Consider the following 13,550-nt stretch of genomic DNA (forward strand, 5'->3'; position numbering starts at 1 on the left):
TTGATGGGGTCCGTGACACGCCCGCTTCGGGGAGGTCAGTCGAGATTGCGAAGGGCCTGGAGGACGCGCCCGAACGTCACCAGGTCCATCACTGCGTAGGCGTCCTCCACGCGGCGCCGGGGTGCCTTGACGACCGCCACCCCGTGAGGGAATCCCGCGTTGGCGGCCTCTCTGTTCGCCTGGCGTACGTAGTCAGCCAGGCGGATGGAGCGTTCAGCCTTGCACTCGACGACGAACGGCCGGGCGTGGAGGTCTCCCACGTCCCGGGTGCCGGTCTGCGCCGGCCGGGTCACGTTGTCCGGGTCGTGGGGGTCCTTCCAGGGGTAGGCCATGTCTTTCCAGTGGTCCACGTACTGGCCAAGGGCCTGGTTCAGGTAGTGCCGGACTTCCTGCTCCCAGGCGGTCCCCTTGGCCTTGGCTCGGTTCGTCATCGACGGCTCCGTCGCACGGCCGCCAGCCCAGCCAGTCCAACAGCCATGGTCAGCAGGAAGCACGCGATGCGGCCGACGATGAACACCGCCAGAGCGATGACCGCCAGGACCAGGAGCACGTCAAACACCGGCAACCACCTCCGCCGGTACTGTCACAGCCACGTGCTCCGCCGCCACCGTTTCCACCCGGAACGTGGACCGCTTGACCCAACCGGATTCGTTGCCGGTCGGCTTCACCTTCAGCATGGGAAGAACGCGTCCCTTGTAGTTCTCGGTGTAGGTCCGCAGGACGATGGCCTCCACCATGCGGACGGAGTTCCCGCGCCGGGCCGCGTACACCAGGGTGTCTCCCTCGCGGATCTCCTGGCCGGTGAAGTCGTGGATATGGCCTCTCTTGGCCACGCTGCTCTCCTTTTTGTGCTGGAGAAGGGGCCAGCCGCGTGCCGCATCGCGTAGACGGCTGGCTCCAAGTCCACGGCCTGGAAAGGTGGTTAGAACGGGACAGCGTCCGCGGTGACGTGGGACAGTGCCGGTATGGCCTGCGCGGGGCCGTGCACCGTCAGTTCCGGCTTGCGGTAAGACACGTCCACGCCGGCCTTGGTGGTGAACTGGACCGGCTCCAGCGACAGGGTGCACAGGGCGGGGCCGCCGACGGCCTCCAGCTCCCGCCAGAGGGATTCCAGGGACTTCATGAAGTCCCAGCTCCCAGTCATCATCCGGAACTTGCCCAGCTTCGGAGCGTCGGCCAGTCGGAATTCCACGCGCTGGTCAGGCTTGGGACCCCGGTCCGCCCGCGCCGCCGCCTTGCGCTCCTGAAGCGTGGTGGGACAGCCACACGGCTGGCCGTTGCGCGGGTCCTCCGGATCGGTGAACTCCACGCCGTCGCAGGCGTGAATGGGCGTGCCCGCCATGCCGTACAGCGCCATCCGGAACGTCACGGCGTCCGGGCCGTCCACGATGACCTTGACACTGTCCGTGTCGGTCAAGACCTCTAGGGAGTCTTCCTTGGTGGTTTCCCAGGGCTGCGGCGTACCGCCGTACATCTCCGCCACGGTCTTGCCCACCTCCGGATCACCGGTCGTGATTCGCCACGCGTTTAGGGCGACGGGGCGGTTGTTGAGTTGCTGCCCAGCGCGGAACCGCCCCACGTAGTCATTGGTGAACGTCTTGGGGCGGGCGTTGGGGTCGGTGTCGAACACACGGAGGGTGCGGGCCACTGTGCTGGCTCTCCTTGGGGAAGCGCTTGGAATGAGACAGCGAAAAGGCCCGACCGCGTGGGCCGGCCTCTCGCTACTTCCATGCGCTGGGGGCCGTGACAGCCCCGGCCGGCCTACGTCGCACGCCGCTGGGTACCGGTCTCCGCCTCCCCGCCAGTGGCCACCGGCCTGCCGATCACTCCGCGCTTGCCTCCGCGCTCCCAGTCGAACACCGCCCGCAGATGAAGGAAGGTGGCGAACAGCTCAGGCGTGTGACCCACCGGGACCAGCTTCCAGCCCTCCGGCCGGACGTGGAGGACGGCCGCCGCGTCGATCCCGGGGATCGGGACGGTCTCCCCGGTGTCCGCCCGGACAATGCGGTCCGCGTTCGCATACGCGGCGAGTTGGAGCGCGACCTCCTCATGAACGCCGCTCCTGGTGGTCTTCCAGTCCAGGACCACGGTCTCCCCGCCGATGCGCGCGATAGCGTCGAACGACCCGGCGTAGTTGTGCTGGTCGGACCAGACCGCGTCTTCCAGGAACAAGAACTCTGGCTGGATGGCGTCCAGGAACTCCCGAAAGTGGGCGGCGTAGGGGCGGAGGTCCGGGTGCACCCGGGCCACGTCCTCCCCGCGGGCTAGCCGCTCGAACACGTCATGGGCCGCCGATCCGGTATCGGCCGCCTGCCTCGTCAGACGCCGGGGCGCGCCCTTCAGGTAGTCGATGGCGCCGCCCCGGTCGTTCATGGCCAGGCCCACCAGGGAGCCGATGTTGTCCACGGCTGCCGTGGCCACTTCCTTGGCCGCCCAATACTGAAGGAATCCCTTCGGGAGCATGGACAGAATGGACGTGACGCCGGGTGCCTTGGCGCCGGTCTCGGGGTCCACGTAGAACCGGCTGCCGGATCGGCTAATGGTGTTCAGTGCCGCCACGGGTCTCTCCTCGTTCGCCGGCCCGCCGGGCCGTGCTCAGTTGCTTACGGCGGAATCTGCTGGGGGTCGTGACAGGCACCGTCTGGGGCCCAAAAGCTGCGCTGGCACCCTTCTCTTTCTAAACAGACCGCTCGTGCACTGGGGCAAGATACTCAATGGCGGCGAAGTCACGGGGGCCCAATCGGGGGCGACACGAAGATCATTTACCTGAATACGGAAAGCGGTCGTCCGGTAGGTGAGGTGTTTTTCCAGCCCATGCCACGTCTTGAAAGCATCTAGCCGTAAGATCTTGCCGCCACCTAGGGTTCCGGTGATCGCAACACTTCCAGCAATAGCCTCACAAGGAGAGTTAAGATGAAAGCGAAAGTAGCCCTCATTGGGGCAGCGTTGCCTGCTGTGATGGCCCTGACTGCCGCTCCCGCACACGCGGACAGCAGCAAGCCGGGAGGCCCCAGCGGTCTCCTTCAAGCGAAGGAAGCCGCTGATATCGGCTGCTGGTACCGGGCCGATTCCCCGTACTTCTTAACCGGCGGCGGTACAAAGATATGGGCTACGGCAAAGATAACTGGCTGCACGTCAACCCCGCCCGACCGCTGCCACCTGACCGTCTCCATCGCCGGCCCCATATCCGATGTGGCGCATAAGGACGATGGATGGAAGCCGTGCAGCAAGAAGACCCTTAAGGTGGGTTACAACTGTCCCAGCCTCGTCAAAAAGTCGCAGTACACGACGGTGGCTACTCTCGCAATGGAGTATAAGGGGCGAACCAATTCGCACGTATTCTCAAGCAAGGAAGTAACTCTATGGTGCGGCTGAGTTGATCGGCTAGAATACGCTTGAGTAACTGGCCGACCGCTCTTGCGGTCGGCCAGTTATCCTATTCCCACGACTCTAGTAGCGCTTCAGCCGCCGCAACTTCTTGATCGCTTGATTCGATATGGAATACATTGCCGCCCGGGTCAGCCATGACCGCCCATCCAACATTGAGCTCCTCGTCGGCGGTCCATTTTTTCGCCAAGAAGGTGGCGCCCAGCCCTGTAAGGCGTTCCACTTCCTCGGTCAATGTTGCATTCTCTGCTCGAAGGTGTATGAACGGCGTACGTTCAGCACGTTCACCGTCGGGGCATTCCATGATGTAGAGGAAAGTATCTTCGTTGCCGCCGAACTTGATGTACACGCCATCGCGTCCGGGGCCGATAGGTGATTCGAGGACTGCACTCCAAAACCTGCCTAGGTAAATCGGATCTGAAGCCTTGATCACTACAGTCTTTAAGCCGACGCCCACTGTTCCCCTCCGCGTGCTACTCCATAGTGCGGATGAGGATATCGGAGCGTCGCCACAGGGGCCAGATGTGAAGGATTTGCGCAGGTTAGGCGCTACAGTCACTAGTAAGGCAAGTAAGAAGAAGGGCGTGAGGGCAGCTTTTCTGCCCCCCCTTACCGCGCGCCCAGGCATGGCAAAGGCCCGGACGGAACACTGTCCGTCCGGGCCCTACTGTCATCGACCGGTGCCGTCGCCCACCGACTCCTCCGGCACGGATGCCGGGTTGTACTTCGCCGCCACCTTCCGCGACGCGCCCTCACCCAGGACCAGGATCACCAGGAACGTGATCGCGTCCATGGCCTGGTCATTGACGGCCACGTCGGCTACGGCGGGAATGTAATGGCCCACCAGAACCAACAGTGCGCCTAGGGCCGTGCGGACCCTGACCGGGTTGTCGCGGATGGCCTGGCGGATCAGGTCGAACATTCAGTCTCCCAACTTGTCGAACAATGCGCGGACGCTGACGCGGAGTTCGGACAGCGTCCCTGTGTTGCGGAGCACGTGGTCCGGCGTCACGCCGTCCAGCTCCAGTTCTGAGGGGTGGAGCCCGGCGTCGCCATCCAGGCCGGCGCCCGATCGCTCCACCCGGACGACCACGGCGCCCTCCGCACGGAGCGCGTCCAGCTCGTTGGCGTAGCGGGCGTCCGCCACGACGCACGGCATGTGCCATTCGCTGCCGTGGCGGACCTGGGCCAGGACAGGGCGGACCCAGAAATCCGGGTCGCGGTCGCGGATGTCCTGGCCATACTCCTGAAGGAGCCGCCGAACCTCGGGATGGGCCTTGGCGCCCTCCCACCCGGCGTGGTCATCCAGGGCGTCCGCCAGCCGGTAGTTCTCGCAACAGGAGGAGAAGACAAGCGGGTTCAGGCGAACAAGGGCCGCTTTCAGTTCGTCGGCGAACGCCAGCCGGGTGTAGGAACCGTGGCGGACCAGCATCTGGGCCACGGTGTCTTTCCCGGACCGGGCCTTTCCAACGAGGGCAATGTGCGAAGGCATGGCTTCTCCCGTGCGCAAGGGGGCGGGCGTGCTCCTTGATGCGCTGGGGCCCGTTACGCTCCGGCCGCCTTGGCCAGGGCCGCGATCAGCGTGCCCAGGGAGGTGATGGCGGCCAGGGGGAGGGCGTAGCGCCATCGCTCCAGTCCCCGCAGCCGGCTCTCGTGATCGGCCAGGGTCTGGCTCACGGCTTCGTGGGTCTGGGTCAGGCTCCGCACGTCGCCGCGCAGCGCCACCAGCTCGTCGTAGATCTCACGGGCTCCGATCATTACGGCGCCCAGCTCGTCGCGGTCGCTCACCTCTACCCCTTCACGGTGAACCCGTGCTTGTTGCCCAGCAGTCGGAGCGACGCGATGCCGGGGATGCCGTCCGGGGGGCCGCCGACGCGGGCCCGCTGCTGCCAGTTCGCGTACGCGATGCGGGTCATGGACCCGAACGAGCCATCGCACCAGCGGGAGTCCAACAGGCCCTCCGCCTTCAGCGCCGACTCCACAGGGCGCACGTCGGCGGGGTAGGTGGTGCCGCCCTGGCCCCGGTCCGGGTCGCGGACGGCCGCCGCGCGGATATGGGCCAGGGACACCGTCGGCTTGGCCTGGGCCGGAGGCTTGGCGCCCTTCTCCGGCACGGTGATCTCGTCGCCGGGGTGGATCACGTCAGGATTCTTCACCTGCGGGTTGATCGCCAGGAGCGCGGCCAGGGAGACGCCAGCGGATGCGGCGATCTTGCCCAGGGTCTGGCCGGTCTTCACCACCACCGTCTTGCCCTTCGACGATCCGGCGTGCGAGCCGGACGTAGCCGGCCCGGAGGCCGCCGCCTTGAACGTGAACCCGCTCCTCCCCTTCAGGGCCAGGTCCGCGGTGGTCACGCCCTCCGGATACTGCGGCAGTCCGTATCCGTGGACGTAGGGGTCTCGACGCTGCCGCTTCTTGAGGTAGACGCCGTCCCCCTCAGCCGACCCGCTCACGTTGGTGTTGCCCTCCACCGTCGTGATCGTGGTCGCGTCGTAGGCAACGACCATACCCGTGTGGGAGTTGGCCGACTGCCCGAAGATCACCATGGAGCCGATGGCCGGGTACGCGGAATACCGGCCCCGGGACTTGAACCAGTTGTACGCCGTCCACACCGACGCGGTCACCGGGAACAGCGACGCCGCGCCGGCCTGCCGGGCGCACCAGGAAACGAACGTGGCGCACCACGCCTGGTTCTGGGACCACTCCAGGCCCGGCACGGCCGGGCTGTAGCGCTGGTGGTTGTTCCAGTGGCCCCCGCTGTATCCCTCGCGGTAGCCGATCTCTCCGCGCGCTGTGCGGATCACGTCTGCGGCCTTCGCCAAGCCGCCCTCCTTCTGTCGTGCGTGGAAAGGCCCCGCCGGTAGTGCCCGGCAGGACCATGGTCGTGGGTAGGTCAGGACGCGACGCCGTACAGCCGCTGAACGCACGCCCACACGGTGGACGACGCCTTGGCGCGGGCCTGGAGCTTGATCTCCGGATGCGCCCCGAAGGTGTAATTGGGGATCTTGAACGTGGCCTGGATGGTCTTGCTGGTGGAGCCGGAGGCCACGGTCTGGCCATCCACGGTGATCCGGATATCTCCACCGGCCCCGTTCGCCAGAGCCTGGGCGAAAACCTCCATCCGCGGGTGCTGAACCTCGGGCCAGGCCACCTGAAGGTCTGTCCAGTCGGTGGCCTTGGTGGAGGGCCAGTCACCTCCTTGGGCCGGGCTCATCACGACGGGCAGGTGTGGGCGGGCCAGGCCGCCGGCCACCACGTCCTCCGATAGCAGCTCGTTCCCCTGGGCGTCCTTGATGCGGACAGCCTGGGCCTGCACCGTCGTGGTGCCGTTCCATACTGAAATGGCCACGCTGCCGTCCCGGCGCCGTACGACCAGCGCGTGTTCCCCCGCGATCGGGCCGACTTCGCCCGCACGGAAGGTCTCCGCGCCTCCAGGTTGCTTGACCGAGAGGCTGCCGCCCTCCCCGATCTCCACGTCTCCGTGAAGGACCTGATTCATGGCCGGCCGTCGGTTCGCGGCCGTGGTCAGCATCCGCAACTGCGCCTCCAGGCGCCGGATGCGGTCGGTCAGATCCTGCGGGATGATCGCCACTAGGCCGCCTCCAAGAACAGCTCCGCGGACTCCTGCTGGCCGCGTTGGTCGGGGGTAACGCTCAGCCCGACGACCCGGAACGTGGCGTCCAGGCCATCGGAGAACCACGTGTCGCGGATGCGGAGCCGGACGGTTGCGCCGAGGAGCACGGGCGTCACTTCTCCGTCCAGACGAACCCGAATCGACGGGATCACCACGGGCTCCTTGGCGCGGGCCAGGTCGGCCTTTGCGTGCTCGTCCAACGTGGTCAGCCGTTCCACGGTGGTGTAGTCGCTGTGCCCGTCCAGGCGGGGCCAGCCCTCCGTCAGCTTCTCGGGGTAGGACCACTCCGTGGAGAGCAGGGGGTTCGACTGTTCGGCCTGGTTCTGGTTGTCGGTCGCGCCTCGGCTCTGCCAGGTGTTGGCCATGCCGGTGGCGTCCTGCGGCCAGGAGTAGGCGAGGACGTTGCCCGGGTACGTCAGCATCACCGGCACCGCACCAGACCGGATCTTCGGGTAACCGAGCTGAAGTCGCTTCACGCGCTCGCCGGTCTCCGCCTCCCGGTAGACCTGGACGCGCCACTCAAAGCCACCTTCGACGGCCGCCAGCCGGTCCAGGGCCTCCCGCACCGGGGTCGCGTCGTACCGGGAGTACGTCCGGTCCCGCCGGACACCGGACGTGCCGGTGTAGTCGATGCGGATGCCGATGTCCCCGCCGGCCTCGTTCGCGGCGTAGGCCGCCAGCTGCCGGGCAACGTCGAGCTGGTCCAGCTGGCGGGCCTCCAGAGTGTCCCGGATCTCGCGGCGGTCCCAGTAGGAGTCAAAGGTGGCCGCCTGGAGGGCGACCGTCGCCGCACCGCGCTCGTCCACGGCGGGCGTGGCCGTCCAGACGATGCCGCCCCACCACAGATCACGGCCCCGCTCCACCCACAGCGCCGTCCGGCCGGGCACCACGGCCCCCTTGATCCGGGCAGCCGTCGCAGCATCCGGCACCGCGAGGGTTCCCCGAAGTGATCCGGTGCGACCGATGTAGTCGTCGAAGGTGACCTGTTGGACGGGGAGCACGTCCAGGAGCTGGTCCGTGAGCAGGTCCGTGAGCAGGAACCGGTAGCCGGCCGGGGAGTGGGCGGTGGTCATGCTGGGCCTTCCCACCGCAGCGCGGCGTAGCTGTACCGCCCGGGGACGCTGTCCAGGGCAGCCGCTGAGTAGACGTTCACTTCGATGAAGTCTCCGGCCTGGAGCACAACGGGGAGGGATGCGGCGTGCCCTTGCCCACCGTTGGACCGGGCGACGAACAACATGTGCCATTCCCCGACGCCGGCGTTCTTGGTGACGGTGACGCGGGCCTGTTCGGCACCACCGGGCCAGGTCTGCTGGGCGTACACGGTGTAGAGCCCCCCGACAGGGGCCACGAGGCGCGTGGGGCTCGTCGGCGTCCACATCGATGCGTCGGTACGCGCATCGACGCCGCTCCAGCGAACGGGGGTGTAGCGGTTCGCCGGCAGGTTGTAGGTGTCGGTTTTGCGGACGGCGACGTAATGGCGTTCCGCCACACTGCGCCAGCTCACGCCGTCCCAGCGGTCCAGGCCCCGGCCGTTGTCCCGGTACTGGCCGGGGTACGCGCCGCCGTAGTTCAGGCTCCAGTCCCCGGCCTGGATACCGCCCAGGGACACGGTGGTCCGGCGACGGTCGGAGACGGCGGTGGCCCAGTCGATACCACCCGTGCCGGCAGAGGTGCCAGCGGGAACCGTGATCTCGTACAGCTTCTCTGCTGTGCCGGAGGCCGCGGGCGCCTCCGGCGTGGGGGACGGGGCGCCCTGCGCGACGATTAGGGCGGCCGTGGACTGGTCCGACCCGTCGTAGGCGGAGTCGTAGACCCGCAGGAGGACGCTGTCCTTCCGCGGATACTGCGCGTCGCCGTCCGCGATCGTCAGCGTCTCCGGCTCCGTGACCGCCATCGGATACGTGCCCTGTACGGAACTGCCGCTGATCAGGGCCCGGCCAGTGCCGATCGTGCATTGCATCGCGCCGGCCGCAGTCAAAGCGAACGGAGTTCCGCCGGGGACGACGCCGCCGCGCGAGGTGAGTTCGGCCTCCGGGGTCCAGGTACCGACGGGCACCAGCCGGGTATCCGCCCGGGTCTGTCCACCGCCCGGGGAGTCCCGGTTGACCAGCCAGCCACTACGTACAGTCATGTTGCCTCTCACCAGAAAGCCGAACGCCACCGAACGGTGACGGACGCCAAGGGGTCGTAGAAACCGGGCGCCGCCCGGAAGGCCAGGACGGAAACCCCGGGGTCGAACGTGAACGTCTGCTCCGGCACACTGGACGCGGTCACGGTGTAGAGCCGTGACGCGGTGTCGTTGAGGACGGCGGTCCCCTCGGCGCAGTCGATGCGCAGGACGTCCGACTCCGTGAGGGTGATGTCGTACTCCAGACGCCAGCCGGTGTTGAGCTGGAGCAGCGAGGGACGGACCACCGGGCCGCGGAACTCCACAATCGGATGCGTCGGAGCCTCGCCGAGGTTGGGCGCCGCGAGAGTGCCGGTGGACCCGGTGATGCCCCACTCCAGGGGGTAGTCCAGGCCGTCCGTCCAGTCCAGGCCGGGCTCCGGGGCAGGTAGCCCGCAGGTCACGCGGTTCTCCTGCGGTTCGTACCGACGGGGGTCGGAGCACTCCCACACCACCGACCCATACGGCTCCCCTCGGGTGTACCGGCGGTCCGCCGGCAGGGCCCGCCGGATCACCCGCCCCCGCATCAGCCGCCGTGCCCCGGCGAGTTGAACTACCAGATCCTGTTCCCGCTGGGTCGGAGCGGTCGCCCGGCGCAGGTCGGCCAGGAGCGCGGGGAAGCGCTCCTGGCTGTCCGGCAGGACCATGAAGTCCCACTGGAGAACCCGGGTACCGGCCAGGAGATGGCTGGGCCAGCCCCCGTGTTGGGTTGGGCGGAGAACGGTGGCCGACTCCATGTCGGGGAGGTCGTCCCATCCGGTCAGTTGCTCGCCTGCGTACTCCGTGGTCTCGCCCATGAGCAGACCCGCGAACTCGATCTGCCCGTCCTGGGTGACCTGGTCACCCGCTGCATTCAGTAGTTGTGGCACGTCACCCCCGGGCCTTCATCAGCCAGTCAAGTTCACGCGCGACCTGGGCGGGCTGCATGTCGCCAGCGTGAAAGTTCTCGATCGTGATTGCGGCCGACGAGCGGCCCCGCGGCATACCAGGCCGGGCCTGTTCGGCAGGGGCCAGTACCGGCCGTGTGCCAGCCATGGCAGGCATGTCGGCAGTGATGCCGCCCAGTTGACGCTTGAGCGCCGGGACCTGGTCCTCGATGCCGCGCATGAAGCCCTTCAGCAACAGCCGGCCGTTCGGAGCCAGGATGCGGGCGTCCAACTCCGCCGGGCCCTTCCAGTCCGGAAGCATGGACGTGATACTCCCCAGCTTGTTCTTCAGGCTGCTGATCATGGACGAGATACCGTCAATGAAGCCGCGGATCAGGCTCGCGCCCGCGTTCCACAAAGTGGAGCCCAGGTTGCCCAGGGCATCCCGAGCCCGGCCGGGAAGGCTGCGGATGGTCGCAACAGCGGACGAGATGCCGGAGGAGATCCGGTCACCCATGGACGACAGGCCAGAGCGGGCCGCCGAGACAATGTTGGAGCCCATGGTCTTGACCTGCGCCCACGCCCGTGACGCCAGGTCCGCGAAGTAGCCGACCACGGCGGAAACTCCGGACAGGACGACGGAGCCAATCTTGGTGAAGATGCTCCCGAAGAACGACGCCAGCCCCGACAGTGCCGACTTGGCTGCGTCCAGCGCTCCGGAGAAGTCGCCACGCAGCAACGCCACAATGGCGTTGATCGCCGGGACCACGATGGTGGTGATGTACTTCGACGCCAGTTCGGCCAGGACACCGGCCACCTTGCCCACCAGCGTGATCACCGGCGTAATGACCGGAACGAGGGCCTTCAACGCACCCGCCAGCAACGTGCCCAGGGCGGTGATCAGCGGACCGCAGGAGACCAGGAGGTCACCCAGTGCCTTTCCGATCGTCGCCAGAGCAGGCGCCAGGGCACTGATCAACTGGCCCACCAGGTCACCCAGGATCGGCGCCAGCTCTCCGATCACCGAAAGGATCGGTCCAAGGATGCTCGGAAGCTGGGCCAGGATCGGCTTCAAGGCCGTCAGCAGCGCTCCAGCGATCTTCGCCACCAGGCCACCGACGATCTCCAGCACCGGCCCCAAGGCCCCGGCCAGTTGGCTGATCAGTTGGGCCGCGATCGGTAGGATCGCGGCCAGGGCCTGGGCAACCACCTTGACCACCGGAGCCAGACCGGCCCCCAGGCTCTGGGCCAGTTGAACAAAGACCGGGGCCAGGGCCCCGGCCGCGCTCTGCAACGGCCCGGCCAGAGTCGTGACCAGCGTGTTCAACAGCGGCATGGCCGCCTTCAACGCGCCACCCAAAATCGTGGAGACGGCCTTGCCGACCGCCGACACGGTCTCGAAAAGGGCCCGGAACGTCTCCTGGGCCTCCGGCGTAGCCGTGACCCGCGCCGCCGTGGCTGCCAGCTCTGAGAGGACCTGAAGGGCCCCGCCCCCGGCGTCGGCCGCCGCGCCCAGGACGTTACCCAGGGCCTTGCCGACGTTGGCCAGGACACCGCCAAACTCCTTGGCCACGCCTACGGCCGCCTCGATGTCGCGTTGCATCGCGCCGGACTCGAACGCCGCGGTCATCTTGGCCCGGAGGCGGTCCAGGCCCTGGCCCATGGAGGCCGTCATCCGCTCCCACGTCGGAGCCGCCGCCGCGCCAAGCTGGACCAGGCCCTGAAGGACCGTTCCGGGAAGGCCCTTCATGTTCTGAAGTCCCCGGGTCGCCCCGCTGAGGGCCCGGCCCAGCGCGCCGTCCTGTGCCAGCGTGCGGGCCGTGGCCAGGGTGTCCTTGCCCATGGCGTTCAGTGCGGAGGCGGCGCCGGACAGCTCTGTCCGCAGCACAGGCAGGACCGCGTTCGCGGTCCGGGTGAGGGTGTCGCCCAGGCCCTGGAACAGGGAGCCTTGGACGGAACGCTTCACCTCGTCCCACGCCGGCCCCAGGGCTTTGGTCTGCGTGACGAAGTCCTGGGCAGCAGGGGCGAGTTCGGCCATGGCCTCCGCGTCGCCGGCCAAAGCGTCGCCCAGGCCGGACATGCCCACCTTCAGGGCCACGCCCGCCGATGCCAGGGCCAGGACGGCCGGCGCGGCGAACGCAGCCGCGGGGCCCATGGACGCGATGGAGGACGACAGTCCCGCCACCGCCGGAATGCTGGAGGCGGCCGTGGACAGCTTGCCCAGCGTCCCCACCAGGGACAGCACCTTGCGGCCGGCGCCGCCGGAGCTGTCTCCCACGTTGGATACGTCCCGGGCCAGCGTGGCCAGCCGGTCCCGGTCCGCCTCGACGCGGGCCGGGACTGTCATCGGCGGCCGGATGCGCGCCAGCTCCCGACGCAGCCGGGCTATCTCTCGCTCGTTGACCTCCAGGCGGACGCCAAGGCCGGCGTTCGCACCCTGGAGACGTTCGCGGAGGGTGGAGCGGAACTGGGACAGGTCCGGGTCCACGTTGACGCGGACGCGAGCGCGGACGCGCGCCAGCTTGGCGTTCAACCTCTCCCGGAACCCGTCCAGGTCCGGGATGGCCTGGACCTGGACGCGGGCCCGCCGCTCGATGCGGTCAAGGTAGCGCTGGAGACTGACGGCGAAGTTGCTCGTGTCGGGAAGGACACGGACCGAAAGGCGCCCTACCTCGCGGCCTCCGGGGCCGGCCATGAAATACCCCCTGGTGCAATGGGCTTGGCCAAGGGGTGCGTGGACAGGTCAAGGCGTGGCCGCTCGTGCTTGTCCGCCTTGACCTGTGGAACGGGAACGGGAACCGGTTCCCGTTTGAGGCGTCCGCCGGAGACGCGGACGTTGTTGGCGTCGGCGAAGCGCACGGCGTCCAACAGGGCGGCCAGCAGGTGCGTTTGCACCGTCCAGCCGCGATGTTCGAGCCCGCCAGCCAGCGATGCGGCCAGGGCGGAGTCCGGGGGCAAATGCTCGGTGAGCTGCCAGGCACGGCGAGGCGTAAGGGCACCCCTCCACAGGTCGGCCAGGTCCAGGTCGTAGTAGCGCTGGAGGTCCGCCCGCAGTGCTGCGCCGTGGCCCTGATCGATTAGCTGTCCGAGCGCGGAGCTTCCCCCACCTGGGTCTCCTCCTGCCACTCACCGATGGTGCGGACGAACACGGCCAGCGGCCAGTCCTTCATCTCCGTCTTCAGCGCGGCGGGGTCGTCGGCCACCAGGAGGAGCAGGTCACGGATCTTCGGGACCAGCTCCTCCAGGTCCGCCGACCCGGTCTCACCGAAGCGCGCGAGGATGGCGCGGGCCGCCTTCAGGCCGTCGTCGGGAAGCATGAGGATGTTGCGGAGGTGAACCGTTTCGCCGGCGCGTGTCTCCAGCGGAAGAGCCTCGTACTCCGCCGCAGCTTCCGCCATCATGTCCGCGCAAGAAAGTGCCAAGGGTCGTCCCCACAGGTCGTGTTGGTGATCCCAGGAATCAGTCCTCCGCCTGGAGGGACCGGCCAGGCAGGAGA

The 13,550-nt window shown here is 67.9% G+C and carries 18 protein-coding genes; 1 reads left to right on the plus strand and 17 read right to left on the minus strand.

Annotated features, from left to right (window positions below; genetic code table 11):
• Positions 1 to 35 precede the first annotated feature (35 nt).
• The 5 genes from ACLJWH_RS03725 to ACLJWH_RS03745 form a co-directional block, all read right to left on the minus strand.
• Positions 36 to 431: a hypothetical protein gene (locus tag ACLJWH_RS03725; protein ID WP_411140089.1), complete on the minus strand. Its 396-nt coding sequence runs from the start codon at positions 429 to 431 to the stop codon at positions 36 to 38.
• The gene (locus ACLJWH_RS03730; protein ID WP_411140090.1) at positions 428 to 559 is read right to left on the minus strand and encodes a hypothetical protein; all 132 of its coding nucleotides are present in this window, start codon (positions 557 to 559) and stop codon (positions 428 to 430) included. Before ACLJWH_RS03730 ends, ACLJWH_RS03725 begins: the two co-directional genes overlap by 4 nt.
• On the minus strand, positions 552 to 833 hold the full coding sequence (locus ACLJWH_RS03735; protein WP_411140091.1) for a hypothetical protein: 282 nt from the start codon (positions 831 to 833) through the stop codon (positions 552 to 554). Before ACLJWH_RS03735 ends, ACLJWH_RS03730 begins: the two co-directional genes overlap by 8 nt.
• Positions 834 to 922: 89 nt before the next feature.
• Positions 923 to 1,648, minus strand: a complete 726-nt coding sequence (locus ACLJWH_RS03740) for a hypothetical protein (RefSeq protein WP_411140092.1) — start codon at positions 1,646 to 1,648, stop codon at positions 923 to 925.
• Between the two features lie 113 nt (positions 1,649 to 1,761).
• A complete protein-coding gene (locus ACLJWH_RS03745) occupies positions 1,762 to 2,559 on the minus strand; it encodes a hypothetical protein (protein WP_411140093.1) in 798 nt (265 codons plus the stop codon).
• A gap of 354 nt (positions 2,560 to 2,913) precedes the next feature.
• On the opposite strand from ACLJWH_RS03745, the gene ACLJWH_RS03750 reads away from it, so the two are divergent.
• On the plus strand, positions 2,914 to 3,375 hold the full coding sequence (locus ACLJWH_RS03750; protein ID WP_411140094.1) for a hypothetical protein: 462 nt from the start codon (positions 2,914 to 2,916) through the stop codon (positions 3,373 to 3,375).
• A gap of 61 nt (positions 3,376 to 3,436) precedes the next feature.
• On the opposite strand, the gene ACLJWH_RS03755 is transcribed toward ACLJWH_RS03750, so the two are convergent.
• The 12 genes from ACLJWH_RS03755 to ACLJWH_RS03810 all read right to left on the minus strand — a co-directional run bounded on the left by ACLJWH_RS03755 (position 3,437) and on the right by ACLJWH_RS03810 (position 13,476).
• Entirely contained in the window at positions 3,437 to 4,015 is a 579-nt protein-coding gene (locus ACLJWH_RS03755; protein WP_411140095.1) for a VOC family protein, read from the minus strand.
• A 42-nt stretch (positions 4,016 to 4,057) separates the two neighbouring features.
• Positions 4,058 to 4,309 (minus strand): hypothetical protein, encoded by a 252-nt coding sequence (locus ACLJWH_RS03760; RefSeq protein ID WP_411140096.1) that lies wholly within the window; start codon positions 4,307 to 4,309, stop codon positions 4,058 to 4,060.
• The gene (locus ACLJWH_RS03765; protein WP_411140419.1) at positions 4,310 to 4,819 is read right to left on the minus strand and encodes a hypothetical protein; all 510 of its coding nucleotides are present in this window, start codon (positions 4,817 to 4,819) and stop codon (positions 4,310 to 4,312) included.
• A gap of 113 nt (positions 4,820 to 4,932) precedes the next feature.
• On the minus strand, positions 4,933 to 5,175 hold the full coding sequence (locus ACLJWH_RS03770; protein ID WP_411140097.1) for a hypothetical protein: 243 nt from the start codon (positions 5,173 to 5,175) through the stop codon (positions 4,933 to 4,935).
• 2 nt (positions 5,176 to 5,177) lie between these two features.
• A complete protein-coding gene (locus tag ACLJWH_RS03775) occupies positions 5,178 to 6,209 on the minus strand; it encodes a LysM peptidoglycan-binding domain-containing protein (RefSeq protein WP_411140098.1) in 1,032 nt (343 codons plus the stop codon).
• 71 nt (positions 6,210 to 6,280) lie between these two features.
• Positions 6,281 to 6,979: a hypothetical protein gene (locus tag ACLJWH_RS03780; protein ID WP_411140099.1), complete on the minus strand. Its 699-nt coding sequence runs from the start codon at positions 6,977 to 6,979 to the stop codon at positions 6,281 to 6,283.
• Positions 6,979 to 8,094 (minus strand): hypothetical protein, encoded by a 1,116-nt coding sequence (locus ACLJWH_RS03785; protein WP_411140100.1) that lies wholly within the window; start codon positions 8,092 to 8,094, stop codon positions 6,979 to 6,981. Before ACLJWH_RS03785 ends, ACLJWH_RS03780 begins: the two co-directional genes overlap by 1 nt.
• A complete protein-coding gene (locus tag ACLJWH_RS03790) occupies positions 8,091 to 9,152 on the minus strand; it encodes a hypothetical protein (RefSeq protein WP_411140101.1) in 1,062 nt (353 codons plus the stop codon). Before ACLJWH_RS03790 ends, ACLJWH_RS03785 begins: the two co-directional genes overlap by 4 nt.
• 8 nt (positions 9,153 to 9,160) lie before the next feature.
• On the minus strand, positions 9,161 to 10,057 hold the full coding sequence (locus ACLJWH_RS03795; RefSeq protein WP_411140102.1) for a phage distal tail protein: 897 nt from the start codon (positions 10,055 to 10,057) through the stop codon (positions 9,161 to 9,163).
• 1 nt (position 10,058) lies between these two features.
• Positions 10,059 to 12,749: a hypothetical protein gene (locus tag ACLJWH_RS03800; RefSeq protein WP_411140103.1), complete on the minus strand. Its 2,691-nt coding sequence runs from the start codon at positions 12,747 to 12,749 to the stop codon at positions 10,059 to 10,061.
• Positions 12,722 to 13,180, minus strand: a complete 459-nt coding sequence (locus ACLJWH_RS03805) for a hypothetical protein (RefSeq protein WP_411140104.1) — start codon at positions 13,178 to 13,180, stop codon at positions 12,722 to 12,724. Before ACLJWH_RS03805 ends, ACLJWH_RS03800 begins: the two co-directional genes overlap by 28 nt.
• A complete protein-coding gene (locus tag ACLJWH_RS03810; protein ID WP_411140105.1) occupies positions 13,132 to 13,476 on the minus strand; it encodes a phage tail assembly protein in 345 nt (114 codons plus the stop codon). The genes ACLJWH_RS03805 and ACLJWH_RS03810 overlap by 49 nt, the downstream gene beginning before the upstream one ends.
• Positions 13,477 to 13,550 lie beyond the last annotated feature (74 nt).

Origin of the sequence: Streptomyces sp. x-80 (assembly GCF_046549095.1) — a bacterium.
Lineage (GTDB): Bacteria > Actinomycetota > Actinomycetes > Streptomycetales > Streptomycetaceae > Streptomyces > Streptomyces celluloflavus.

What these genes read in the sequence shown, in the direction of transcription:
- ACLJWH_RS03725 (WP_411140089.1), bottom strand. Translation starts at nt 431, where the DNA reads ATGACGAACCGAGCCAAGGCCAAGGGGACCGCCTGGGAGCAGGAAGTC.
- ACLJWH_RS03750 (WP_411140094.1), top strand. Translation starts at nt 2,914, where the DNA reads ATGAAAGCGAAAGTAGCCCTCATTGGGGCAGCGTTGCCTGCTGTGATG.
- ACLJWH_RS03755 (WP_411140095.1), bottom strand. Translation starts at nt 4,015, where the DNA reads ATGCCTGGGCGCGCGGTAAGGGGGGGCAGAAAAGCTGCCCTCACGCCC.
- ACLJWH_RS03760 (WP_411140096.1), bottom strand. Translation starts at nt 4,309, where the DNA reads ATGTTCGACCTGATCCGCCAGGCCATCCGCGACAACCCGGTCAGGGTC.
- ACLJWH_RS03765 (WP_411140419.1), bottom strand. Translation starts at nt 4,819, where the DNA reads ATGCTGGTCCGCCACGGTTCCTACACCCGGCTGGCGTTCGCCGACGAA.
- ACLJWH_RS03785 (WP_411140100.1), bottom strand. Translation starts at nt 8,094, where the DNA reads ATGACCACCGCCCACTCCCCGGCCGGCTACCGGTTCCTGCTCACGGAC.
- ACLJWH_RS03790 (WP_411140101.1), bottom strand. Translation starts at nt 9,152, where the DNA reads ATGACTGTACGTAGTGGCTGGCTGGTCAACCGGGACTCCCCGGGCGGT.
- ACLJWH_RS03800 (WP_411140103.1), bottom strand. Translation starts at nt 12,749, where the DNA reads ATGGCCGGCCCCGGAGGCCGCGAGGTAGGGCGCCTTTCGGTCCGTGTC.